This is a genomic window from Silvibacterium bohemicum (genome assembly GCF_001006305.1).
Lineage (GTDB): Bacteria > Acidobacteriota > Terriglobia > Terriglobales > Acidobacteriaceae > Silvibacterium > Silvibacterium bohemicum.
In genome coordinates, this window is sequence record NZ_LBHJ01000004.1 from 442,341 (window position 1) to 466,213 (window position 23,873).

Genomic DNA, 23,873 nt, shown 5'->3' on the forward strand with positions numbered 1-23,873 from the left:
GCTGTGCTATGTTCCTTCAAGGAATTTGTCGCAGTTATTGTTAGATGTTAGGAATGGTTTCACAAACTGGGCTGACATCAACCGCGCGTGTGGCGCTGATCGGCAGCCTTGCCAGCCTGAAGCAGAAACTCGGAAACCTGGATCGATTCGCAGCTTGGTGCATGTCTAAGATAGGGTTTCGCCGGCTCCTGGTTTACGCGTTTCATTTAATGATGAACGGTGCCGCAGTAGCACAAAAACTCCTCCGTAGCGTCGATGGTGTTTCGCATACGAAGACGCCCTACGCCGGAGGCGAACATTTACCGGCGTTGCTTCGCAACTCTCCGGCGGAAGGTAAAGTAGGAACACTTTCGACCGTATGATATTCAACGACCAGATGTGCAACCGCGGCATTATGGAACTCTGGTAGTTACATCTGACTATGGGATGGTTGAAGAAGCTCTTCCTCGGGTTCGATGTGCACGAGTACTTTGGCGACTCGTTCCACCCTTTCGAGAATTCGGTCTTCCACTTGATGCGAGATTAAATGCCCAGATCGAACTGTCAGGTCGCCTCTAACCACGACGTGAAGGTCTACGTAATACTGGAAGCCGACCTTCCGGACAAAGCACTTGTCGAGCCCAATGACCTCAGCGACTGATGCCGCTACTTCCCTTACATGGCGCTCGATCTCAGGCGGTGGGGCGGTATCTAAAATCTCTGCAAATGGCGCGCGGATCTGACGCCAGGCGTTGAATAGGATGACAAACGATGCGCAAAGAGCTGCCCAGTCGTCTGCGCTGGCATCCTTGGTCCATAACGCAATCGAGATTCCTACGAAAGCGAAAAGCGATGTGATTGCATCGCTCAAATGATGCCAGGCATCTCCCCTGACCGCGGTGCTGTCGATGCTATTGGCGACTTGGGAGACATAGCGGGAGAGCAAGAGCTTTATCGCGAAGACGGCTAATAGAACCCAAAGCGTATACCTGACGGGGAGCGGGTGAGGCGTGCGAATAAGAGAAACGCTCTCGACCGCGATCAAGACAGCGGCCGCGGCCATAGCCAGGCCAACGACCGTCGCAGCCACAGGTTCGGCCTTGCCATGTCCATAGGGATGTTCTTTGTCAGGCGGCTTGATGGCGTACTGCAGGCCGAAGTAGACAACAGCGGAGCTGAAAACGTCTGAAAGGGATTCGATGCCGTCAGCCACTAGGGCAAACGAGTGCCCGAGGAAGCCGGCAGCGCACTTGCACATGGCGAGAAGAGCGTTTGCGACAATGCTGAGGAGCGACGATCTAAGCCCGCTCTGCACCTGAGCTTCGAGTTTTTGAGTGTCGACCACCGCGCCGTTTTACCAGACAAGTGCAAATTTTAGTCCAGCTCCGATTTTATTACGGGTTCAGGCCCCTGAAGACTTCCCAAATGCGCCTAGCGACGGAGACACGCGTTCACAATGAGGATCACAACGAGAATCCTCCCCAGACATCCTAAAAGGAAAAGGAGCATGATTCTTTAGAGAGCATCCCTTAAGAGAAGACGAGAAAGATCGCCTCCCCTACTCGCTTCATTCCGTGCCCTACTCTCGAACTTCTCGGCCTAAAAAGAAAGAAAGCGATTGAGCGCCCCGAACCGTAGGGACATCTCAAGATCGTGGAGAAATAGAAGATTAACCCCAAAACTTCTACTCCGAAAGGAAGCTACAACATTCTTCAGCTCGAACGATGTACCAGTTTCTCGCGGGCGAGCAAAAAACGCTTCGGTCATCGAAGTCGACGGAGATCCCATCGACATGGACATACCGCATGATCTGCCACCGATCGCCCCCGGTCACCGACGCATCAAAGCTCAAATCGGTAGGGCTCTAGAGAAACGAGAGCCCCTAGAAGACCTTCATTTGATGAAAGTGTTCTTTCCTCGCCTTTGGGTCTTGATAGTTGTTTGATTTTCCTTGCTTTTCATCCGCCAACTATAATTCCTGGAGGTTTAACATTGAGCCTGCCGCCGAGTAAGTCAAACGGTCAATAGAAATGTACGAATAACCCGCATGATCGCAGGAGATGTTCTCTATGCTGTTCCGCGAATTTGTCGAGTTTATTCAGTCCGACAAAGGTCCTGCTCCTTCGCCTGAGGCGATGCATCCGAATCCTCCGTCCGCCATTATCGGGGCGGACTTGCCTCGCATCGACGGTACTGCAAAAACCAGTGGAAACGCGCTCTACGCTTCCGACTATCACTTCCCCGGTATGGTCTACTTATTTCCCGTGCGCGCGACTGTCGCCAGCGGCCGGATTCGACGCATCGATAGCAGCAAAGCGGAGAAAATGCCCGGCGTTCTGCTGGTACTGCATCACGGCAACATCATGCCGCTCTATCGCAATGCTTCCGGCGGACGAAACAGCGAAGACCGCCCTCCATTCGAGGACGAGACCGTGTACTACTGGGGTCAATATGTTGCAGCAGTTGTAGCTGAAACTTTCGAGCAGGCGCAAGCGGCCGCCGGCACAGTGCGCGTCGATTACGATCCGGACAAATTCAACGTTGCAACTTCACTAGGCGACGCATTGCCTGCAGAAGGGCAGCCCGGCGGCCCACGCGTGCTAAGTCAGCGTGGCGATAGTGAAGGTGTTTTCATATCCGCTCCAGTGCAGGTCGATGAGACCTACATCACTCCCGTAGAAACGCACAATCCCATGGAGATGCATGCGACGGTTGCCGTATGGGACGGCAGAAATATACGCTCTATGAGTCGTCGCAGGGGGTGATGAATCATCAGACCGTTTTGGCGCAGGTTCTGGGAGAATCGAAGGAAAACGTCGAAATCATCTCGCGTTACATCGGCTCAGGCTTCGGAGGCAAACTTTTTCCGTGGCCGCATTCCGCTCTTGCTGCAGCCGCAGCGCGGAAGCTCAATCGTCCGGTCAAGTTCACTCTCAACCGCAAGATGATGTTTTCGAATGTGGGCCACCGGCCGCGCACCCAGCAACGCATTCGCCTCGGAGCTACTGCAGATGGCAAGCTCCTTTCACTGCAGCATGACTATCGCAACCACACTTCGTTCGGGGACGACGTACGCGAGAACTGCGGAGAAGCAACCCCATTCCTCTACAGTACCGCCAACTTGAAAGTCACTTCCGCGCTGGTGCGCCGCAATGTCGGCACACCGACACCGATGCGTGGTCCAGGCGCAGTGCCTGGGCTGTTCGCTCTGGAATCGGCGATGGACGAACTTGCAATCAAGCTGAACAAAGATCCAGTCGAGCTACGTCTTTCGCTCGATACGCTTACCGATGAAGAGAAAAACAAGCCATTTTCTTCCCGCCATTTGAAGGAATGTCTGCAGATCGGCGCGGAAAAATTTGGCTGGTCGAACCGCACGCCGGCCATCGGCTCCATGCGGAAAGGGGACGCTATCCTCGGATGGGGAATGGCATGTGCGTCCTGGGGAGCAAGTCGCGGAGTTAGCGAGACAGCTGTCAGCCTTCGCAGCGACGGTACCGTCCGCGTCAGCTCTGGGACACAGGATATCGGCACGGGAACCTATACCGTGATGGCTCAGATTGCTAGCGACAAGACCGGAATTCCCATAAAGAATATCGAAGTGGTTCTTGGTGACAGCAGCTTGCCGCCCGGACCGACCTCCGGCGGGTCAACCGCAACAGCTACGATCCTTCCTTCTGTGGTTGAAGGGGTAAATGCTGCGGTAAAAGTGGTTCTTACCGTGGCGACCAAGGCCAAAGGATCGCCGTTTGCAGGAAAAGATCCTGCTGATCTGGCCTTGAGCGAAGGACGTGTTCACGAGAAGAATCAATCCGCAGCTTCGGGCGTTCCTTACCAGGACATTCTTCGCATGGCCAATGTCGGTACGGCCGATGGTAGAGGACAATCCGGAGGCCTGGGTGCCGACCCGCGGGCCAAAAACTTTTCCACCCACTCCTTTGGCGCGCAGTTTGTAGAGATTGAATGGAACCCCTTGATTGCTCGTCTTCGCGTGAGCCGGGTGGTAAGCGTAATCGATGGCGGTCGTATCATCAACAAACGGACGGCCACGAACCAAATGGCCGGAGCCATCGTCATGGGCGTCGGAATGGGACTCTTCGAAGAGACGATGTACGATCCTCGCGATGGGCATCCAATCAACGATAATTTTGCAGATTACATCGTTCCGACGAACGCGGATCATCCTGATATCGACATTCACTTTCTCGATATACCGGATCCGGTCATGGGAGAATACGGTGCACGCGGAATTGGAGAGATCGGCCTCGCCGGCATTGCGCCGGCGATTACTGCCGCCGTCTACCATGCGACCGGCGTGCGAGTCCGGACCCTCCCGGTGCGCATTGAAGATCTACTGGGCGTTGCCTGATCCATTGGAGCTACTATGGCAATGAGAGAGCGCCGCGAAATCGTTCAGTTGTGGCAGCAGGGCGGAAGCTCGGTGCTGGCTACGCTTGTACGCGTGGAAGGCTCGAGCTACCGGCAATCGGGAGCACGCCTTCTGTTGCGCGGCGGAGGCGAGTACGCCGGTACAATCAGCGGCGGCTGCCTCGAGACGGAGATTCTTCGCAAAGCCGAATGGCTGGTGAGGAATGGTGCAGTAATGGAGCGTTATTCCACTCTCTTCGACGACTCCGCTGAAGTTCCTTTCGGACTGGGCTGCGGCGGTGCGATCGACGTTCTTTTCGAGCCGGCTGAAACTCCGGAGTGCCGTGCCCTGATGGAAGCTCTGGAGAACACTCTTCGCGGTCACGAGAGAACAATTCTGACCTTTCTGCCTGCGAAAGAGCGCAAAATGGCGCGCGCGGTGTTCGATGGCCGAGGCGACGTGCTTTTCGTATCCAAGGGGTGGAGTGAGAGCTCAGCGCAATATGCCAGAAAGTGCGCCGTGCACAGCCTTGAACCGTCGCAGGATAAGTTCTTTTTTGAACAGCTGGTTGGTCCGCCTAGGTTATTTGTGCTGGGGGCAGGAGATGATGCGAAGCCTCTCGTAAGCATGGCTGCGCTGATGGGTTGGAGCGTTACAGTGATGGATGGACGGGCACAGCTCGCCAAAGCAGAGCGCTTTCCTTCCGCACAACATGTATCGGTAATTCGCACCCCATCTGACTCGTTGCGTGAAATACAAAGTGATGATGCGGTAGTGATCATGACGCATAGTTATGAACAGGACCGAGAGCTCCTGGCGTCACTTTTACCTCGGCGTCCGAAATATCTTGGCGTGCTGGGTGCGCGTCATCGCAGTTCCTTACTTATTGCAGAAGCTGTTGCACGTCTTGGTTGCTCCGTGGAGGGTTGCTGCGAACAGATCAGTGCGCCGGTGGGTCTCGACCTTGGCGGTGAAGGGCCAGATGCCATTGCACTTGCCGTGATCGCTGAGATCCAAGCATGCCACGCGGGACGATTGAAAAATGTGCGAAGCCTCTCCGCAGAGGATGTGGCCCGACATGTTTTGGAAGGCGGTGCATCGCGATATCTGCGGACATATTGTGCGAGGGATGTTTCATGAGCCGCACAGGAGCAGTGATTCTCGCCGCAGGTTCTTCCACCCGACTGCAGGAGCCGAAGCAGTTGGTGATGATAGGAAAAGAGAATCTTTTGGAACGGTCGGTAAGGGTGGCAATAGAGGCAAATTGTTTGCCCATCGTTGTGGTTCTGGGCTTTTCTGCAGAGCTAGTCGGGAAGAGCTGTAACTTATACGGATCGGATGTGGTCATCAACGATGATTGGGCAGAAGGCATGGGAACATCGATCAATGTCGGCATCCGTTCTCTTCGCGATGTCGATGGCGCGATGGTAATGACCTGCGATATGCCTGCGGTTACTGCAAGCCATCTGCGGAAGTTAATGATGACCGGCGAAACAACCGCATCTTTATATGCGGGAAGACGCGGAGTACCCGCCTACTTTCCGCAGTCGATGTTTCCTCTGCTCGTGAAGTTGAGAGGCGACATCGGGGCAAAAGATTTGTTGCAATCCGCACGGACGGTCGGTTTGCCGGGCGGAGAGCTGGACGTAGATACAGTGCGAGATGTAGAACAAGCACGCGCATTATTCAGCTAACGACGAGAGCAACAGGAGAGAAATATGGCGATTGACGAAAAGGACGAAAAAGAACCGGCATCCTCGTTAGGCAAGCTGAGCCGCAGAGCCTTTCTGTCGCATGTGGGGGCAGCGAGCGTAGCGACAGCAGCAGGCACTGTTGTTCCACTCGCTTCCCATGCCTCGGTTGCTGAAGCGCAGACGCATGTCGAAGCCGCTCAGGCGATTCCAGGAACCGTGCCGGTTACTTTAAAGGTAAATGGCCAGACACATTCCGTGCAGATCGATCCTCGGGCAACGCTGCTTGATACATTGCGCGAAACGCTGCATCTCACAGGGACCAAAAAAGGCTGCGATCACGGTCAGTGCGGCGCATGTACTGTTCACGTAAATGGCCGTCGCGTGAATAGCTGTCTGACCTTTGCCGCGATGTTGCAGACTGCCGCAATTGAAACTATCGAAGGACTAGGGCAGCCTGGAAACCTGCATCCGATGCAGGCAGCTTTTGTGGAGCATGATGGTTTTCAGTGCGGGTATTGCACCTCGGGACAGATCATGTCGGCCGTTGCCATGCTGAAGGAGCCATGGGGACCGGCAGATGCAGATGTGAAAGAGGCAATGAGCGGCAATATCTGCCGTTGTGGCGCATATCCGAACATCGTCGCCGCAGTGCAATCCATTCGGCACACAGCATAGAGAAGGAGCCACGGAATGGAACTCTTCAAACTGGTAGCAGCAAGGAATATACCGGACGCAGTGAAAGCACAGGCGGCAGCGAACACAGCGCAGAACGGCGCAGATATCCGCTTCATCGCAGGTGGAACCAACCTGATCGACTACATGAAGCTGAATGTAGAGCGGCCGAAACAACTCATCGATATCAATGGCCTTTCTCTCGATCGCATTGAGAAAACTCAGGATGGCGGGCTCCGTATTGGGGCTCTTGCCCGCAATGCAGACGTGGCTCACGACCCAATCGTAAAAGAGCAATATCCGGTGCTTTCCCTAGCACTGCTTTCCGGGGCTTCTCCGCAGCTGCGCAATATGGCTACAACGGCGGGCAATTTGCTGCAAAAAACACGCTGCGTCTACTACCGGGATACAGCAACTGCATGCAACAAGCGCGAGCCGGGTTCCGGCTGTTCGGCGATCGGTGGGTATAACCGGATGCTAGCGATCCTTGGCACCAGCGAGCACTGCATTGCGACGAACCCTTCCGATCAAAACGTTGCGCTCACCGCGCTGGAAGCAGTGATACACATCCAAGGAACGAAGGGTCAGCGTGCTGTTCCGATCGCCGAGTTTTATCTGGTTCCTGGAACAACGCCTGAGCGTGAGACCGTTCTTGAGCCAGGAGACCTTATTACCCACGTGACTTTGGCGAAGCTCCCCACTGGAGCAAAAAGCACATATCTGAAGCTGCGTGACCGTGCTTCCTATGAATTTGCGCTGGCTTCCGCTGCCATTGTGATGAAGCAGGAAGGCGGCAAGATCGACTTCATCCGTATTGCCATGGGTGGGGTGGGTACGAAGCCCTGGCGAGCAACAGAAGCCGAAGCTGCTTTGCGAGGAAAATCTGCTACTGCCGAAAATTTTCGTGATGCCGCGGAGATCGTTCTGCGTGACGCAACGCCTCAAAGTCAAAATGGTTTCAAGATTGAGCTAGCAAAGCGTTGCTTGGTGCACGCGATGAGCCAGGCGAGCCAAGCGGCATAAAGAGGCTACGATGCAAGAGATAACCGAGTCCAAAATCATTGGAGTTTCAACGCCGCGCGTCGACGGCCCCCTGAAAGTCAGCGGGATTGCCAAGTATGCTTCGGATCATCATTTCCCGGGGCTTCTCTATGCATGGCCGGTATGCGCCACAATCGCAAATGGCACAGTCACCAATCTAAATTTGTCAGAAGCGGAGAAGATGTCCGGCGTGGTCGCGATTTATCATCGGGCCAATATCGGGCCGCTTTATCGGGTTCCTCCGGCAACGGGTTTTTCCCTCATCCTCGATGAAAAGCGTCCTCCGCTTGAGGATGATGTCGTCCGCTACTACGGTCAGTATGTGGCTGTCGTTGTCGCGCAAACCGTGGAGCAGGCTCGTGCTGCGGCGGAAAGTGTAAGGGTGACCTATAGCCGCCAGAAGCCGGATGTGAGCGAAAAGCTCCTCGGCTCCCCTCTGACCACAGAGAAGCCTGATCAGAAGAGCAAACGCGGGGATGCGGCGTCGGCATTGCAGTCGGCACAAGTCAAAGTAGACGAGATCTACACCATTCCGGTAGAAACCCATAACCCGATCGAGCTGCATGCTTCTGTCGCAGTCTATGACGGTCAGAAATATACGCTCTATGAGACGTCTCAGGCGGTCGTGAACCACCGTGATGTGCTCGCGCAGATGCTTGGAGTGCCCACAGAGCAGGTTCAGGTCATCACCAGATTTCTAGGCTCCGGCTTCGGCGGAAAGCTATGGCCGTGGCCACAAAGCATTCTGGCCGCTGCATGTTCGCGCAACCTCGAGCGTCCAGTCAAGCTCGTGGTCAGCCGGCAGATGATGTTCCAGAGCGTAGGGCATCGTCCCGCTATCGATCAGCGCATTCAGTTGGCGGCAACGCCTGACGGCAAATTGACGGCCGTCGGGCAGGATTACGTCAATCACACCTCCATCCTCGATGACTATGACGAAGGATGCGGAGAGATAACGCCCTTCATCTATAGCACTCCGAATTTGTTAGTGACAGGCGGCCTCGCACGCCGGAATGTTGGCAATCCAACAGCAATGCGCGGTCCGGGAGCCGTTCCGGGCCTCTATGCACTGGAATCCGCCATGGATGAGTTGGCGATCGCGCTGAAAATGGACCCAGTTGCGTTGCGGTTAAAAAATGAGCCGGAAGTCGACGAAAGCCTCGAGATCCCTTTCTCTTCGCGTCATATGAAGGAATGCTTGACCGTGGGCGCAGAGAAGTTTGGATGGTCCAGTCGGACGCCCGAAATAGGTTCGATAAAACAGGACGGCGTCACATTGGGATGGGGCGTTGCAGCTTGTTCGTGGCTAGCCGCGCGGACGGAGACGGAAGCAACTGTAGAGTTACGGCAGGATGGTTCCGCGCGCGTTGCTTGCGGTACGCAGGACATCGGAGGCGGCACATATACAGTGCTCGCGCAGGTTGTCAGTCATGAAACTGGAATTCCGGTAAATAAGATCGAAGTGGTCCTTGGAGATTCGGCGCTGCCTCCCGGTCCGATTTCCGGGGGCTCGTGGGTCACTGCATCCGTAACTCCATCTGTGCTTGAAGCTGCGCAGAACGCAACAAAATCTGTCCTGCTTGCCGCAGTGAAATCAGATGGCTCTCCCTTCAAAGACAAGAAGCCGGATGATCTCGAATTCATCGATGGGACTATCCGTCTGAAAGGGCAGTCGGCAAGCACGGTGCCGATGTCTGAGATATTGCGCATCGCGCGAGTGAAGTCGGTTTCAGGGTCCGGGAAGTCTCAGGGAACATTTGGAGAGGCGAAGCCGAAATACTCGTTTCACTCCTACGGCGCCCAATTTGTTGAAATCACATGGCAGCCGGAGATCGCACGTTTGCGTGTAAGCCGGGTCGTCACAGTGATTGACGCGGGCCGCATCATAAACCCCGCTCCAGCACGCAATCAAATCGAGGGCGCGGTTGTGATGGGTGTTGGCATGGCAATGTTTGAGGAAACGATGTACGACCCGCGTTCCGGCGCGCCCATCAACAATAACCTCGCCGACTATGTGATGGCTGTGAATGCCGATTCCCCGAAGATCGACGTCACATTCCTTGATTATCCCGACTACAAGCTAAATGCTCTCGGAGTTCGAGGTGTGGGAGAGATCGGTCTTGCGGGCATTGCTGCGGCAATCACCAACGCCGTATATCACGCGACCGGCGTCCGCGTGCGTAATTTGCCAATACGGATCGAAGACTTACTTGCTCCTAAGAGCCTCAGCGTGGCATAGAGCTTCATGAGGGTTATAAAAGCGCAAGCTGCTTAGACACACTCATTAGGGTGCCCACGAAAGTCATAGTGGACACTTCAAGGATCACTCCGCACACAGGTTAAGAGGAGAGATCAGGATGTTTCGGTCTCTGCCAAGAGATGCCGATAGGAAGGAGGAAGACGCTGCGATATGGAAGCACAAACCAATAGTCGTGCTCTTCGCGAGCGCGCCTATGCGATGAAAAAACATCATGCAACGCGCCTTCATTACGACCTCAGGCTGGAGTGGAACGGAGTGCTGCTGAGCTGGGCGCTTCCGGAGGGGCCTAGTTGCTGTGCCGGGGCGATTCGTAAAGCCATCGAGATGGAGGATCACAGCAGGGCGAACCTGCTGTTCGAGGGCGTGCATGAGACAGGTCCCATCATGCTCTAGGATCGCGGAACTTGGGAGCCACAGCTGGAATCTGAAAATATCCAAAACGCTCTGCGCGGGGGCGTCCTGCGATTTACGCTACATGGAGAAAGGTTGAAAGGTGGCTGGACGCTCGCCAGAATCAACAGCGCCGGAAATGCCTCACGCCCTATTTGGACACTCTCGAAGCAAGTCGATTCGTTTGCCAAAAGCAGCCCCGACAAGTGCGTCTTAGAAGAACTGCCGAACAGTGCCGGCACTGAAAGGACTATGAGCGAAATTGTTCGAGATTGGACAAGCCCCAAGGACAGATACAAGCAGCAAACTAGGCTTTTCGACGAGATAAGTTAACTAAAACCATTTCTTCGCGGGATCAAACACCGGCAAGTCAATATGGGCAAACCATACGTTTACGTTTCTGGCACACACCTATTCCACCCGATGTTCGCAATCATCTTGCAAGGTTGGCATATCAAATCCGCCAAAGCCGAGGAGCAACGCCTCGGATTCAGACGTCTCAGGGTGCATCGATCGACTTTCCGTAGCAGGTTTACCAAGCGGCGTTATAGCCTCATAGAGCAGTAATCCGACCTCTACTAGCAACCTGTTTACACTGGCGGTCATAATCTGTCGGGTAAATTTTCTGAGCAAAATTGCGCGCTTATTTTCAGATAGATCGGAACGCTTTGCCCTGAAATTGTAGCAAAGATGGATTGACAGGCTAGAGCTTCGAAAGCGAACATAAGGCGAAGAAACCATGCCTGCCGCCACAGTTCGCCTGCAAATCGAAGCCGCCCTTGCCCACCGGATACCCTCCGCGCTCACGCCGGCGCCTCGAACGATTCGGCCGGTTGCAGCTACGGGCATTCCGGCGATCGATGCACTGCTCGAGGGTGGCCTGCCGCTCGGAGCCATTACCGAAGTGGTTGGTTCGGAGTGCTCCGGGCGCGTTTCCTTGGCTCTGTCTTTTCTCGCCGGCATGACGCAGGCCGGCAAGGTCTGTGCCTGGATCGACGTCTCCGATGCGCTCGATCCTGAATCGGCAGCGGCCGCCGGTGTGGATCTGTGCCGGCTTCTCTGGGTGCGGTGTGGAGTGCAGCCACCGCTTCAGCCATTAACGCCAGAACAGCCTGGATTCTCGCTGCCGAAGACATATCTCGTCGCTCCTGCTGCCAAAAAAGGGCTGCACGGTGGCGGCTTCGGATTGCATCCGCGCAATGAGGTCAAAGGACTCTCCGATGCAGTCGGGGGCCTGCTGCAACCCGAGTCCCTTGCGCCTCGGTGCGCAGAGCCGCAGCGCCGTGTTCGGCGGCAGAAGGAAGTGTTCGAGCCGAATATGAAGCCTGTAGTGCAGCGAAACCAGAAGCCGCTTTCGCCTGCCAGGCCATGGTCGCGCATCGAGCAGGCGCTCCGCGTGACTGACCTGCTCTTACAGGCCGGCGGTTTCAGCGCCATCGTTCTGGATATGGGTGGCATCGCCCCGGAGCATGCCTTGCGCGTGCCGCTCGCAACATGGTTTCGCTATCGTGCGGCCGCCGAGCGAACCCAGGCCAGCATTCTGCTGCTCACGCAACATTCCTGTGCCAAGAGCAGCGGAGAGCTGCTGCTGCGCCTTCAACCTGGCGACGCGCGCGGTGAGGAAGCCACCGTTTTTACTGGAATCAGGCACCGCATCGAAGTGGTGCGGCGCCGGTTTACGCAGGAGCCGAGCAATGTCGTCTCGCTGCGCAAGCCGCCGCAAAGCGTAAGCACGGCGGATTGGCAAAGCCGGACAACGTGGGCAGGTCCCAGATGAGTGGACGTAATGAGCTTTATGCCTGCCTTTATGCCAAGGAGTTTCCCGCGCAGGCGCTGCTTCGTTTGCGGCCGGAGCTGCGCGAGAAGCCATGTGTGGTGATGGAAGGCGAGCCGCCCTTGCAGCATGTCTGCTCGCTCAACAGGAGAGCGCGCAGCCTGGGGTTGACGCGTGGCATGACCAAGGTGGAAGTCGATACTTTCTCTGCGGTGAGCATGCTGGCGCGATCAGAGAAAGAAGAAGCAGCGGTGAAGACCGTGCTGCTGGAATGCGCGGGCGCATTTTCACCGCGCGTGGAAGACAGGAACGAAGACGGCGCATTTCTCTGTGGCCTCGACATTGCCGGGACGGAGAGCCTGTTCGGTAAGCCCGAATCGCTGGCGCGCAATCTGCTTACCCGTGTCCGCTCGCTGGGCGTAGCCGCTTGCGTGGCCATGAGCAGCAATTTCGAAACAGCTGTCGCACTCGCTCGTGGGCTATCGCTGCGGTCCGCAGTTCAGATCGTTCCCGCAGGTGAGGAAAGCGCGGCGCTCGCACCGCTGCCGCTAGCCATCCTAAATCTTACCGACGAGCAGGCGGAGACCTTTTCCGCATGGGGAATCCGCACACTGGGCATGCTGGCTGCGCTGCCAGAAAAAGAACTTATCTCCCGCATGGGTCAGCAGGGTAGACGTTTGCGCCAGCTGGCGCGTGGAGAAATGCCGCACCTGTTCCAGCCGGTCGAGCCGGCTTTCACGCTCGAAGAGCACATGGAGCTGGAATCCCCGGTGGAATTGCTCGACGCTCTGCTCTTCGTTGTGAGCGTGATGCTCGATCAACTCATTTTGCGTGCGAAATCACGCGTGCTGGCGCTGGCCTCGGTCAGCATTACTTTGATGCTGGAAGGCGGTGCTGTGCACACGCGCACGGTTCGTCCCGCGCTGCCAGCCAACGACAAGCAGCTCTGGATCAAGTTGCTCCATCTCGATCTCGAAGCGCATCCACTACTGGCTGCGATCCTGGCTCTTACGCTGACAGCGGAGCCGGGCAGCACCAGCAAGGTGCAGCTGGGATTGTTCTCGCCGCAGCTGCCGGAGCCGGCGCGGCTCGACGTGACCCTGGCGCGCATTCGCGCCATAGTCGGCGAAGAAAATGTAGGCCGCGCGGTGCTTCAGGACACGCATCGGCCCGAAGCATTTCGCATCGAGCCTTTTACTCTTCCCTCTGACTCTCCATCGGTGCATTCCCCGAGCACTCTACAGTCTGCAACGCGCAGGCTGCGTCCGCTGGAGAACATTCTTGTTACGGTTCAGGGGAGACATCCGAAAGCTTTCGTTTTCAGGGATAAATCATATGTTGTGAACCGGGCATACGGTCCATGGATTGCCAGCGGTGACTGGTGGAACCCAACATTGTGGGGCGTGGAGCAATGGGATATCGAGGCGCGCGCACAGGATAGTGCGCTGTTGCGCTGCTGCATCGTGAGAGATCAGATGGCCAACTGCTGGAAGATGACGGCGCTCTATGACTGACCGCTATGTAGAGCTCCACGCCGCCAGCGCATTCAGTTTTCTTGAAGGAGCCTCGCAGCCGGAACAGCTTATCGAGCGAGCCGGCGAGTTGGAGATGCCGGCGATGGCCCTGCTCGACCGCAACGGCTTTTATGGCTCTGCGCGCTTTCATCACAGCGCGCAGATGAACAAGATCCGCGCGCATGTTGGTGCGGAGATTGCTGTCTCCAGCTTCGGCTCGCGTCTCGCTCCTCCTGCATGGCTGCCGCACCAGCATCAGGCGGAGCCTGTGCGCCTGCCGCTGCTCTGCGAATCGAGGGAAGGCTACCAGAACCTCTGCCAACTCATTACGAAGTTCAAGATGCGCGAGAAGACAAAGAGCGAAGGCGCAGCGTCCATCGAGGATCTTCATCAACACGCGGCCGGGGTGGTGTGCCTCACCGGCGGTGATGAAGGACCGCTCGCTGCAGCTCTTATACGCGGTGGAGAAGAGGCTGGACGTGAGACGGTCGAGAAGCTGATACGCATCTTCGGGCGCAGGAATGTTTACGTCGAGCTGCAGCGCCATCGCGAGCGCGAAGAGGAGTGGCGCAATCAGGCTGCGATCCGCATTGCGACATCCCTCAAGCTGCCTGTGCTGGCTACGAATGGCGTTCGCTATGCAACTACATACGACCGCGAAGTTCTGGATCTCTTCACCGCAATCCGCCACCATACAACACTGGACGAGGCCGGTCGCCTGCTCACACTCAACAGCCAGCGCCATCTGCGCCACGCGCGAGAGATGGCGGCTCTCTTCCGCGATATTCCCGGAGCAGTCGAAAATACGGCCGAGCTGTCTTCCCGCCTTCCCTTCGAGCTGAACGACTTGGGTTATGAGTTTCCGCGTTATCCAGTGCCCGACGGTGAGACCATGGACAGCTTTTTACGCAACCGCGTCGATGAAGGCGTCCGGCTCCGCTACGGACCGAAGAACGATCCCGATTTAATGGAGCGAGCCAAGAAGCAGGTGGATCGTGAGCTGACGCTGATTGCGAAGCTGGGCTTTGCCGGATATTTTCTCATCGTCTGGGACATCGTCAAATACTGCAAGAGCAACGGCATTCTCATCCAGGGCCGCGGCAGCGCTGCCAACTCCGCGGTCTGCTATGCACTCGAGATCACCATCATCGATCCCGTCGGCATGAATCTGCTCTTCGAGCGTTTTCTCAGCGAGAGCCGCGGCGAATGGCCCGACATCGATCTCGACCTGCCATCGGAGGAGAAACGCGAGCAGGCGATTCAATACGTTTATCGGCGTTACGGCGAGCTCGGCGCCGCGATGACAGCCAATGTCATCACCTACCGCGGTAAATCGGCTGCGCGCGAAACCGGCAAGGCGCTTGGCTTCGATGAAGAGACGTTGTCGCGATTGACGAGCCTTACCGGCCAATGGGAGTGGCGCGGCAAAGGCGAAACCATGGCCCATTCTTTTCGCGATGCCGGTTTCGATATCAACCATCCGCGCATGGCCAAGTATCTCGAGCTCTCCATGCGCATTCAAGATCTGCCGCGTCATCTTGGGCAGCATTCGGGCGGCATGGTGATCTGTCAGGGCCAGCTCAATCAGGTTGTTCCGCTGGAGCGGGCTTCCATGCCCGGCCGCACCGTCGTGCAGTGGGATAAGGAAGACTGCGCCGATCTCGGCATCATCAAGGTGGATCTGCTCGGCCTCGGCATGATGGCAGTCATTCACGACTGCACGCAGCTGATCCCACAGCACTATGGGCAGACCGCCGATCCAGCGCAATTACCCGAAGATGATGAGGTCTATCGAACGCTGCAGCGCGCCGACACCATCGGCATGTTCCAGGTGGAAAGCCGCGCGCAGATGGCTTCATTGCCGCGCAATCATCCGGAGAAATTTTATGACCTGGTGGTGCAGGTCGCGATTATCCGTCCCGGCCCGATTGTCGGGCAGATGATGCACCCTTACATGCGACGCAGGCAGAGAAAGGAAGAAGTCACGTATCCGCACCCTTCTTTAGTGACCGTGTTAGAGCGCACACTCGGCGTGCCGCTCTTTCAGGAGCAGCTTTTGCGCATGGCCATGACGGTGGCGAATTTCTCTGGCGCGGAGGCAGATCAACTGCGCCGTGCCGTGGGCATGCGGCGCAGCTGGGAGCGAATGAAAGATCTTGAAGGCAAATTGCGCGCGGGCATGACGGCGAATGGACTCGATGCCAAAACGCAGGACACGATCGTACAAAACATCAGCTCTTTCGCGCTCTATGGATTTCCCGAATCCCATGCCGCTTCGTTTGCGCGCATTGCTTATACGTCGGCCTACTTTAAGGTGAAATATCTCGCTGCCTTCACCTGCGCCATCCTGAATAACCAGCCCATGGGCTTCTACTCGCCCGCTGTGCTGGTGAAAGATGCTCAACGGCATGGCTTGAAAGTGAAACCGATTGATGCGCAGGTTTCCGAATGGCCATGCACCGTCGAGCATGAAGCCGACGGATCATTATCGCTGCGCATGGGCCTTCGTTATGTCAGGCGGTTGCGCAGGCAGGATGCCGAAGCTCTCGTTCAATCGCGCACCCTAGGCGGCCCATTTCGCTCGGGGGAAGATCTCGCGCTGCGCGTTCCCGCGCTGGATAGAAAAGATCTCGTGCTGCTCGCCCGCATTGGAGCGCTGAACAAGATTGATGGAGTTGCACATCGCCGCGATGCTCTGTGGCAGGTGGAGCGCGCAGGAAAAGTGGAAGGCCCCTTGCTCCGGCAGCAAAGCGAATGGCTGAAGGATGACAGCAAAACACTTCCCCTACGCCAGATGAGCACGGAAGAACGCCTGGTGGCCGACTACGCGGGCACCGGCTTGACCACAGGCAAACACCCCATGCACTATCGCCGTCCCGAGCTCAGCCGTCAGGGCATTCTGTCAGCAAAGGAGCTGGTGCACCGTAAAGATGGAGAGTTTATCCGTACGGCAGGCTGCGTTGTCGCAAGACAGCGCCCTGGAACAGCCAAGGGATTCATCTTTATCTCGATGGAAGACGAAACCGGTATCGCCAACGTAATCGTCACGCCCGATTTGTATGACCAAGACCGTCTGCTGGTAACACGCAGCAAATTTCTGCTGGTAGAAGGACAGCTGCAGAACCAGGACTCGGTGATTCATGTCAAGGCGTGGCGGCTATATTCGCTCTCCGATCAGGCACTCGAAGTCTACTCGCATGATTTTCATTAGCAAACCTGACTAGATCAAACGTTGGCTTGCGAAGCCTCGCCGTGAACACCTGAACCCAGTTGGTCATAGCTATTCTTCTCCTTGGAGACTGAGTACGCGGGCGATGACGCCGGAGATACGCTCCCCCAAATTCCTATCCGCGATGTCACGACGTGGCATAGTCCGATGACGAAGGGCCATGGGACCGCGCTAGTTTTCAAACTCCATCTCCGGCATGGGCAGAACATCATTGTCGCGTGCGATCCAGACATAGAGCGTTGGGAGTAAGAAGATGCTCATCACGAGGTCGGAGATGAGACCTCCAACGATCACGATAGCAAAGGGACGCTGCGAATCGGAGCCGATACCGTGGGACATTGCGGCCGGCAAGAGTCCTAATGTAGCCACCAGCACGGTCATCATGATGGGTCGCAGCCGGAGTACCGCGCCTTCGACCGCGGTCTGAAGCGCATCTTGAATATCGGCGACATTGATGCCCCAGCGCGCGGCGGCCTTGCGGTCAACTGTGAAGGTGAGGTTGGGCTGACCGATGATGCGGAAGAGGCAAAGGTCTTTCACGCCGGCGACCTTACTCATGACGTTCACCACGTTTGACTATGTGCAACCATCAGATCGGGATCAGGGCTGGCTCTTCCATGCACCCGCAATGCGGTGCACTTCTCCTTCTATTCTGCTGGCTTCCTTCCGCTGTATAGTGCGATGTATGACTGTTCGCATGAAGGATATTGCCAAGGATCTTGGGCTGTCCATTGTCACTATCTCCAAGGTACTTCGCAATCACCCCGATATTGCCGAGGACACTCGCGAAAGAGTGTTGAAACGTGTCAAAGAGTTGAACTACGAGCCTAATCTAATGGCGCGCAGCCTGGTGACCGGCCGCAGCTATTTGATAGGCATCATCGTGCCCGATCTCCTGCACCCGTTTTTTGCCGAAATTGCGAAGGCTCTTTCGCAGGTTCTCGCAAAGCGTGGATACTCGCTCATCATTTCTTCTTCTGAAGAAAATCCAGAGCTTGAGGGCCGCGAGATTCAGCAGTTGATGGCACGCCAGTTGGATGCACTGGTCGTGGCCTCATGCGGCCAAGCGACAGCTGCCTTTGAGCGTCTGACTCGCGGGACAGTGCCCTATGTTCTCATTGACCGCGAGATTCCTGGAATTTCAGCTAACTTTGTCGGTGTGAACGACGAGGTGGCAGGCCAGATCGCAACAGAGCACCTGATCGATGTCGGGTGCCGAACCGTGGCCCATATCCGGGGCCGGGATAACAGCACGGGAACGCGCAGGTTCGAAGGCTATAAGCGAGCCCTGGCAAATCGTGAACGGCCCTTCATCGCGGATCTGGTCGTTTCCAGATCGAGTGTCGACACGGACAGCATTCGACAGGGATCTGAGGCCATGCGCCTTTTGCTCGACCGTAAGCGCCGCCCCGATGGCGTATTTGCCTATAACGACCCCTTGGCCATTGGCGCCATGCAGGCCATTCTAGACGCCGGCTTACGCATCCCCGAAGACATCGCGGTGATCGGCTGCGGAAATTTGCACTACAACACCTCTCTCCGCGTTCCGCTATCCAGCGTTGATCAGCACACCTCGATGATCGGCGAGCGTACTGCCAATATCCTGCTCAACGCCATAGGGGCGAAGACTCCCCCGCAGCCGATGAGTATCATCCTCGACCCGTCTCTGGTCGCGCGTCTATCGACCGAGAGGACCACGCCTGGCAAAGCGAATCGACGCAAGACGCCTGTCAGCAAGAATGCGAAATCCCGCTGAGAGGCCAATTCAGGCAAAGGAAAGATGGAGTCAACTGGTAAAACACGTCAGCATCCGCGCGCTGGCCTGCAACAAGCTGCATTTCATAAAGCTCCTTTAATTAACGATAACTGTATCGTTGACACCGCTTCAATCGATTGCCTATAGTTGCGAGGGACGAGCGTGGCTCGACAGCGGTGACGGCCACTGTGTCGCTTTGCGCTGCCGAAGTGTTCTCAAGGGGGATTCGTGCAGCGGAGAGACTTTTGCAAATTGGTTGCCGTTGGAGCAGCGGCCAAGATAGCGCCCGCTCTGGGATGGAATGTCGCATCGGCACAGACCATGCCGCAAGGCTTTCACACACTCAGTCAGGACTATGCAGATTTCTGCGCTACCCCGCCTGAAAAGCGTGTGTTTTACGTCGTAGCTGACGGCAAGATCGTCCCTGTAAGACTCGATGAAAAAACATGGAAGCCGTCCGCGTGGGGCAAACCGCCTAGCCTTCCCACTCCAGGAGATTCCTGGGACGGCGTCCCTATGGATGCTCCCATTTCCGGCCTCGCGGGGGAGGGTCCCTATCAGGCAACATGGGATTCTCTCTCGCAGTATGACGCGCCGGAATGGTATCGCGATGCGAAGTTCGGGATCTGGGCCCATTGGAGCCCACAGTGCGTGCCGGAAGCCGGCGACTGGTATGCACGCAATATGTACACGCAGAACTCGCGAGAATACCGTTACCAATCCCAGCACTATGGCCCACCTTCACGCTTCGGCTACAAGGACCTGTGTCCGCAGTGGACCCTTCTGAATTGGGAGCCGGATGCCTTGATCCAACGCTACAAAGATGCAGGTGCGCGACTGTTCCTCGCGCTGGCCAATCATCACGATGGACTCGATGCTTGGAATTCGAAATTTCATCCCTGGAACTCAGCCAACATCGGGCCGCATCGCGACGTCATAGGCGCCTGGGCGGCGGCGGCACGGAAGCAGGATCTTCGCTTCGGCGTTACCGTGCATCAGGCCCGGAACTGGTGGTGGTTTCAAACCGCGCACGGCGCAGACGATGCATCGGGAGCAGCCCCGGGAGTTCCCTATGATGGGAACAAGACCGTGACGCAAGGGCAGGGAGAATGGTGGCAGGGCTATGACCCGCAACAGCTCTATGCTCCCAAGCATCCGTTCGAGGCTCTCCCTGACGCTTCATTCGTGAAGAACTTCTACGATCGCACCCGCGACCTGATCGATCAGCACGATCCCGATTTACTTTACTTTGACAATTCGCTCCTCCCGCTCGGATGGGGCGGCATGAATATCGGCGCTTATTTTTACAACCATAACCTGAAAACCCGCGGCGGGAAGATGGAGGCCGTGGTGAACATCAAAGAGGTTCCCGATCGCCTCGCCAAGTCCGTAGTTGCGGATTACGAACGGGGCCTGACCAACCAGATCATGCCTTACGCCTGGCAGTCAGAGACCTGTATCGGAGACTGGCATTACAACCGTGCGCTCTACGACAAGCCCGGCGAATACGGCGGCTATCTGTCTCCGCGCGACGCCCTGCACTGGATGATCGACACGGTCAGTAAGAATGGCACTTTCATCTTGAACGTCCCCGGAAAGCCTGACGGTACCATCGACAGCAAGGAAATGGCTGTTCTCGATCAGATCGGTGCCTGGATCAGAATCAACGGCGAAGCAATCTATGCAACGAGACCATGGACAATTTATGGCGAGGGCCCGGATACGATAACCAGCGGCTCCTTCCAGGGCAATAGCATCGCGAAGCTCGGACCTAAAGATATTCGCTTCACGCAAAACAAGGCAAAGACCAATTTATATGCCCTCATTTTAGGTTGGCCGACGGAAGAGGTCGTAGTTAGTTCGTTGGGGACAGCATCCGGAACAAATGCACCGAAGGTCGCGAACGTTTCAGTCTTGGGAACCGATGCCAAAATCAAGTGGCGTCAAACACCCCAAGGCTTGCGCGTGCAGCTTCCCCCTCAATTCCACTCGGCGAATAACCATGCTGCCGCAATAAAACTATCTCTTGCGTGAGCAACTAAGATCGAGGGCGGTGCGATTTCGCGACATCAGGTCGAGGGAATCAACTGGGCGTCCCGCGTGGCCCACATTGCGTTGAACTTAGTCGTTAGGAAAACCAAATCGATCCCGAGAGACTCGAACCTCAATCGGTTGGGTGACTTGTTTAGCTTCCACTCCCGGCGAGATTTGTAACGACGGCAACCGATCGAATTCCATACCGAAGCAGGATAGATAAGCCTCGCGCAAATCCGATTCGGTATTCAGCCGCTTCTTAGTCGTGCGACCATCTTCTTGCAGGATCAGCAAATTACCGAAAAGCGTGGCACGTCCTCTTTCTCGAGGCAGAACACACATCAGGCGAGTGGCGAATGGAGATTCCGGCGCGGTGCGATGCCACCACACACTGGGTATACCAAACTCGGCGTCTCGAGGCCTGATCTCGAGGCGATAGATAGGGCTATCGTTTACCAAGACATCGATATCCCCTTCAGGCGCGTCGGACAACAGGTAGCTTCCATGGGCGTCGGCCTGAGGCGTCCGCAGATCAAAACGCAAGGGCGTTCTACTATTGCTGCCGTGTCCAACATCGACGAGCCATGCCTCTTGGCTTTTCCAACACAATGCTTGCCGGCCTGCTGCGGGCTCGGACAACGGCGAGGTTTGCTCCTGCACCCAGAGCGCAACGTGGCCTATTTGCTCGCAGAGCATTTGATCTCTATAGTTTCGACCGTAAACCAGTGCGACGTGAAAGCCGAGTTCCTGGAGTAGAAGAGCAAATGCGGTGTTGTTCTCGAAACAAGAACCTCCGCGTCTCCTGTACACAATCTTCTCGACCGCCTCCACAGAGTGCGGGACAGATTCGTTCAGATGGAAAGCGAGATTATCAAATGGCACGGAAAGTACATGCCGCTCCTGGAGATATCGCAATGCGGCAGCATCGGCACGATCTGGCCTTTCCGCGCCGATGCGCTTCAAGTATGCGTTAATTGTCGCGTGGTCCAAGCCCACTTACGCAAAAACCTCTAGACTGCGGGCGGATGTGGCGTCCTGCTCAGATTCAACTTGCAAGCTAAGTGTCTGCCGCAGCGCCTGCAGAAGCAATCTCTGTGCCTCATTTACGTTTGACGCGGGTTTCTGCGCTCGCCAGGCGACGAATCCATCCGGACGAACCAGCAGGCAGCCACCTTCTTCCATCTCTCTTGCCAGAGCCCAATCTCCGTAGAGATCGGTGATCTCCTGACCGGGGCCGATTATGCAGACGGTGATCGCAAAGCCAAGCACGTTGCTGGATTCTTCAGCAGCCTTCGCCCAAAACCTGCCGTCGATGCCCGTGAAAATAGAAAAACGTCCCTTTCCAGCGATGTCCAATGTCGATACAGCCTTTCCATCGCGCTGCAGCCATACGTGCGGCAGACGCGCGCCAGGAGAAGTTGTAGGGTGGAAGTAGAGTTCAGGATCGTCCTCATATTGAGGAACAGGCACTCCGTCTGAAACCACCGCGGAAGAGCTGTAGAACTGTCCCATCTCGACGCCATGGGCGTTATATTCATGTGTCTTATTCGCAACTGCCACGCGAATTTGTTCACGCTGTGCAAGCCCGTCTGAGGTCGCGGCTTTGCGCGCGTCGATTGCACTTTGTTTCTGGGCTGCGTTCCCTGGAGCGAGAAGTCCGATGGTTTCAAACACCGGCAGATACGACTCGATGCTCTTGTTGGCACGCAGCACCACTTGCTTGCCGACTGGCGCGCGTTCCGCGCTATAGCTGTCCAATAGTCCAGCGCCTGACTTCCCTTGAATCAGGAAAGCAAGCTTCCAGGACAGATTGTAGGCGTCCTGCATTGAGGTATTCGACCCCAGACCATTATTCGGCGGATGCCGATGCACAGCATCCCCCATGCAAAATACCCGGCGATCCCGATACGAAGTGGCGTATTGATTATTGACGGTCCATAACGATGTCGATGTGATCTTCACCGCTAACTCAGGGTCGCCCACCATCTTGCGAACTAAGCGGATCGCTTCCGCCTCGGAGAGGTCAGGAGCAGGGCCATTCAGATCGTATCCACTCACCAGCATCCATTCATACCAGCGACGGACCAGCCGGATAAGCCCGATACCTAATCCATCTTTCTCGAGGCCACTTTGCAGGATGAAATAAAGTAGTCCGGGCCGGTGCGCCGCATATTTTGTAAGATCAGCATGAAAAACGATGTTATAGCTGCCGGCATTGCCCATCGTTCCTTCCATAGGCAGCGCAATGTCTTCCGCTACCTTACTGCGCCCTCCATCCGCGCCAATAAGATATTGAGCTCGAATCTCGTATGACTCGCCGCTGAGACGATCGCGAACAGTCGCCGTTACGCCACTCTCATCCTGGACATGAGAAACGTATTCTGTCCCGAAGCGTATGTCTGTCCCTCGAGCGGCCGCGGCTTTGACCAGGATCGGCTCTAAAAGATTCTGCGGCAGATCCATAAGCTCACAGGGACTCGTCGCAACATACTCTGACCTGCGTGATGGGTGAGCACCGAAGCCGTGAAGCCGGCCGAATTCTTCGCCGGCCAAAGAAGAACAAAATACAAGGGACGGCAAATCCTTCATGGGAGTGGCCTGCGAAAGCGCTTCTGCTTCCAGGCCAAAATCGCGAAGGACCTCGATTGTACGTTGATTCGTAACGTGCGCGCGAGGCGTGTCCGCAAGCCATCGATATTTTGTAACAACGAGATTGTTGATACCGTAAGTGCTTAACGCTAAGGCCGCAGTCAAGCCTGCCGGACCGCTCCCGATAATAAGTACATCCGTCTGAATCACGAAAAGCCTCGATATCTTTAAATCCACATATGCACGCGTAGGTGGACGAAATTGTGACACTTAACACTGCTGCGCATTTTTGGACGCCAGTCCGCTTTAGCGCTCAAAGCGAAAGCGCTTGTCCAATCCGTAGCTCACCTTATTGGGAAAACACACGGATGCCAGAATTATTCCTCGCAGGACCAACGGAATTCTCGATTTCTCGAGACGACCAAGGCATCTCCGGCCTCATTCACTGAGGGGGTCTTTGCGGGGATATCCGTTTCAGGATTCGATGTGAGTCAATTCCGGGCATGGCCTTCGATACTCAGGCGAGTAGAAGGCGAAAAGTAGTTTCCGCTACTATGCGAAAAATTGATAAC

The 23,873-nt window shown here is 56.1% G+C and carries 19 protein-coding genes; 14 read left to right on the forward strand and 5 right to left on the reverse strand.

Features of this window, described 5'->3' with window-relative positions; translation table 11 throughout:
- Nucleotides 1-53 precede the first annotated feature (53 nt).
- A complete protein-coding gene (locus tag XX99_RS27250) occupies nt 54-362 on the forward strand; it encodes a hypothetical protein (RefSeq protein WP_156185962.1) in 309 nt (102 codons plus the stop codon).
- Between the two features lie 47 nt (nt 363-409).
- Here XX99_RS27250 and XX99_RS12530 read toward each other — a convergent pair whose 3' ends face one another.
- Entirely contained in the window at nt 410-1,324 is a 915-nt protein-coding gene (locus tag XX99_RS12530) for a cation diffusion facilitator family transporter (protein ID WP_050059727.1), read from the reverse strand.
- Between the two features lie 724 nt (nt 1,325-2,048).
- Between XX99_RS12530 and XX99_RS28495 the strand changes: the two genes are divergently transcribed.
- The 8 genes from XX99_RS28495 to XX99_RS12565 all read left to right on the forward strand — a co-directional run bounded on the left by XX99_RS28495 (nt 2,049) and on the right by XX99_RS12565 (nt 10,408).
- Nucleotides 2,049-2,744, forward strand: coding sequence for a xanthine dehydrogenase family protein molybdopterin-binding subunit (locus tag XX99_RS28495; RefSeq protein ID WP_311732230.1), 696 nt, complete (start codon nt 2,049-2,051; stop codon nt 2,742-2,744).
- Nucleotides 2,699-4,348: a xanthine dehydrogenase family protein molybdopterin-binding subunit gene (locus XX99_RS12535; protein WP_311732229.1), complete on the forward strand. Its 1,650-nt coding sequence runs from the start codon at nt 2,699-2,701 to the stop codon at nt 4,346-4,348. Before XX99_RS28495 ends, XX99_RS12535 begins: the two co-directional genes overlap by 46 nt.
- Nucleotides 4,349-4,369: 21 nt before the next feature.
- Nucleotides 4,370-5,488 carry an XdhC family protein gene (locus tag XX99_RS12540; protein WP_050059728.1) on the forward strand — a complete coding sequence of 373 codons (1,119 nt, stop codon included), beginning with the start codon at nt 4,370-4,372 and terminating at the stop codon, nt 5,486-5,488.
- Nucleotides 5,485-6,042: a nucleotidyltransferase family protein gene (locus XX99_RS12545; protein ID WP_050059729.1), complete on the forward strand. Its 558-nt coding sequence runs from the start codon at nt 5,485-5,487 to the stop codon at nt 6,040-6,042. The genes XX99_RS12540 and XX99_RS12545 overlap by 4 nt, the downstream gene beginning before the upstream one ends.
- Nucleotides 6,043-6,066: 24 nt before the next feature.
- Nucleotides 6,067-6,717, forward strand: a complete 651-nt coding sequence (locus tag XX99_RS12550; RefSeq protein WP_050059730.1) for a (2Fe-2S)-binding protein — start codon at nt 6,067-6,069, stop codon at nt 6,715-6,717.
- Nucleotides 6,718-6,732: 15 nt separating this feature from the next.
- On the forward strand, nt 6,733-7,737 hold the full coding sequence (locus XX99_RS12555) for an FAD binding domain-containing protein (protein ID WP_050059731.1): 1,005 nt from the start codon (nt 6,733-6,735) through the stop codon (nt 7,735-7,737).
- Nucleotides 7,738-7,747: 10 nt separating this feature from the next.
- Nucleotides 7,748-9,994, forward strand: a complete 2,247-nt coding sequence (locus tag XX99_RS12560; RefSeq protein ID WP_050059732.1) for a xanthine dehydrogenase family protein molybdopterin-binding subunit — start codon at nt 7,748-7,750, stop codon at nt 9,992-9,994.
- A gap of 171 nt (nt 9,995-10,165) precedes the next feature.
- Nucleotides 10,166-10,408: a DNA polymerase ligase N-terminal domain-containing protein gene (locus tag XX99_RS12565; RefSeq protein WP_050059733.1), complete on the forward strand. Its 243-nt coding sequence runs from the start codon at nt 10,166-10,168 to the stop codon at nt 10,406-10,408.
- Between the two features lie 408 nt (nt 10,409-10,816).
- Here the strand turns inward: XX99_RS12565 and XX99_RS27720 are convergent, their stop codons facing one another.
- Nucleotides 10,817-11,146: a hypothetical protein gene (locus XX99_RS27720; protein ID WP_197081883.1), complete on the reverse strand. Its 330-nt coding sequence runs from the start codon at nt 11,144-11,146 to the stop codon at nt 10,817-10,819.
- Between XX99_RS27720 and XX99_RS12575 the strand changes: the two genes are divergently transcribed.
- Genes XX99_RS12575 through XX99_RS12585 form a run of 3 tightly spaced genes read left to right on the forward strand, consistent with a single transcriptional unit; the run spans nt 11,145 to nt 16,904 of the window.
- Nucleotides 11,145-12,182: a P-loop NTPase family protein gene (locus XX99_RS12575; RefSeq protein WP_050059735.1), complete on the forward strand. Its 1,038-nt coding sequence runs from the start codon at nt 11,145-11,147 to the stop codon at nt 12,180-12,182. The two genes, XX99_RS27720 and XX99_RS12575, sit on opposite strands and share 2 nt — an antisense overlap.
- Entirely contained in the window at nt 12,179-13,693 is a 1,515-nt protein-coding gene (locus XX99_RS12580; protein ID WP_050059736.1) for a DNA polymerase Y family protein, read from the forward strand. Before XX99_RS12575 ends, XX99_RS12580 begins: the two co-directional genes overlap by 4 nt.
- Nucleotides 13,686-16,904 carry an error-prone DNA polymerase gene (locus tag XX99_RS12585; RefSeq protein WP_050059737.1) on the forward strand — a complete coding sequence of 1,073 codons (3,219 nt, stop codon included), beginning with the start codon at nt 13,686-13,688 and terminating at the stop codon, nt 16,902-16,904. The genes XX99_RS12580 and XX99_RS12585 overlap by 8 nt, the downstream gene beginning before the upstream one ends.
- 189 nt (nt 16,905-17,093) lie before the next feature.
- Here XX99_RS12585 and XX99_RS12590 read toward each other — a convergent pair whose 3' ends face one another.
- Entirely contained in the window at nt 17,094-17,480 is a 387-nt protein-coding gene (locus XX99_RS12590; protein WP_050059738.1) for an efflux RND transporter permease subunit, read from the reverse strand.
- 139 nt (nt 17,481-17,619) lie between these two features.
- Between XX99_RS12590 and XX99_RS12595 the strand changes: the two genes are divergently transcribed.
- Nucleotides 17,620-18,678 carry a LacI family DNA-binding transcriptional regulator gene (locus XX99_RS12595; RefSeq protein WP_231581307.1) on the forward strand — a complete coding sequence of 353 codons (1,059 nt, stop codon included), beginning with the start codon at nt 17,620-17,622 and terminating at the stop codon, nt 18,676-18,678.
- A gap of 252 nt (nt 18,679-18,930) precedes the next feature.
- Nucleotides 18,931-20,712: an alpha-L-fucosidase gene (locus XX99_RS12600; protein WP_231581309.1), complete on the forward strand. Its 1,782-nt coding sequence runs from the start codon at nt 18,931-18,933 to the stop codon at nt 20,710-20,712.
- A gap of 87 nt (nt 20,713-20,799) precedes the next feature.
- On the opposite strand, the gene XX99_RS12605 is transcribed toward XX99_RS12600, so the two are convergent.
- Nucleotides 20,800-21,675, reverse strand: a complete 876-nt coding sequence (locus XX99_RS12605) for an arylamine N-acetyltransferase family protein (protein WP_184084872.1) — start codon at nt 21,673-21,675, stop codon at nt 20,800-20,802.
- A gap of 33 nt (nt 21,676-21,708) precedes the next feature.
- The gene (locus tag XX99_RS12610; protein ID WP_331386720.1) at nt 21,709-23,571 is read right to left on the reverse strand and encodes an FAD-dependent oxidoreductase; all 1,863 of its coding nucleotides are present in this window, start codon (nt 23,569-23,571) and stop codon (nt 21,709-21,711) included.
- Nucleotides 23,572-23,873: the final 302 nt, after the last annotated feature.

What these genes read in the sequence shown, in the direction of transcription:
- XX99_RS12575 (WP_050059735.1), top strand. Translation starts at nt 11,145, where the DNA reads ATGCCTGCCGCCACAGTTCGCCTGCAAATCGAAGCCGCCCTTGCCCAC.
- XX99_RS12545 (WP_050059729.1), top strand. Translation starts at nt 5,485, where the DNA reads ATGAGCCGCACAGGAGCAGTGATTCTCGCCGCAGGTTCTTCCACCCGA.
- XX99_RS12535 (WP_311732229.1), top strand. Translation starts at nt 2,699, where the DNA reads ATGGGACGGCAGAAATATACGCTCTATGAGTCGTCGCAGGGGGTGATG.
- XX99_RS12550 (WP_050059730.1), top strand. Translation starts at nt 6,067, where the DNA reads ATGGCGATTGACGAAAAGGACGAAAAAGAACCGGCATCCTCGTTAGGC.
- XX99_RS12565 (WP_050059733.1), top strand. Translation starts at nt 10,166, where the DNA reads ATGGAAGCACAAACCAATAGTCGTGCTCTTCGCGAGCGCGCCTATGCG.
- XX99_RS28495 (WP_311732230.1), top strand. Translation starts at nt 2,049, where the DNA reads ATGCTGTTCCGCGAATTTGTCGAGTTTATTCAGTCCGACAAAGGTCCT.
- XX99_RS12585 (WP_050059737.1), top strand. Translation starts at nt 13,686, where the DNA reads ATGACTGACCGCTATGTAGAGCTCCACGCCGCCAGCGCATTCAGTTTT.
- XX99_RS12595 (WP_231581307.1), top strand. Translation starts at nt 17,620, where the DNA reads ATGAAGGATATTGCCAAGGATCTTGGGCTGTCCATTGTCACTATCTCC.
- XX99_RS27720 (WP_197081883.1), bottom strand. Translation starts at nt 11,146, where the DNA reads ATGGTTTCTTCGCCTTATGTTCGCTTTCGAAGCTCTAGCCTGTCAATC.
- XX99_RS12560 (WP_050059732.1), top strand. Translation starts at nt 7,748, where the DNA reads ATGCAAGAGATAACCGAGTCCAAAATCATTGGAGTTTCAACGCCGCGC.
- XX99_RS12580 (WP_050059736.1), top strand. Translation starts at nt 12,179, where the DNA reads ATGAGTGGACGTAATGAGCTTTATGCCTGCCTTTATGCCAAGGAGTTT.
- XX99_RS27250 (WP_156185962.1), top strand. Translation starts at nt 54, where the DNA reads ATGGTTTCACAAACTGGGCTGACATCAACCGCGCGTGTGGCGCTGATC.
- XX99_RS12540 (WP_050059728.1), top strand. Translation starts at nt 4,370, where the DNA reads ATGAGAGAGCGCCGCGAAATCGTTCAGTTGTGGCAGCAGGGCGGAAGC.
- XX99_RS12590 (WP_050059738.1), bottom strand. Translation starts at nt 17,480, where the DNA reads ATGAGTAAGGTCGCCGGCGTGAAAGACCTTTGCCTCTTCCGCATCATC.
- XX99_RS12555 (WP_050059731.1), top strand. Translation starts at nt 6,733, where the DNA reads ATGGAACTCTTCAAACTGGTAGCAGCAAGGAATATACCGGACGCAGTG.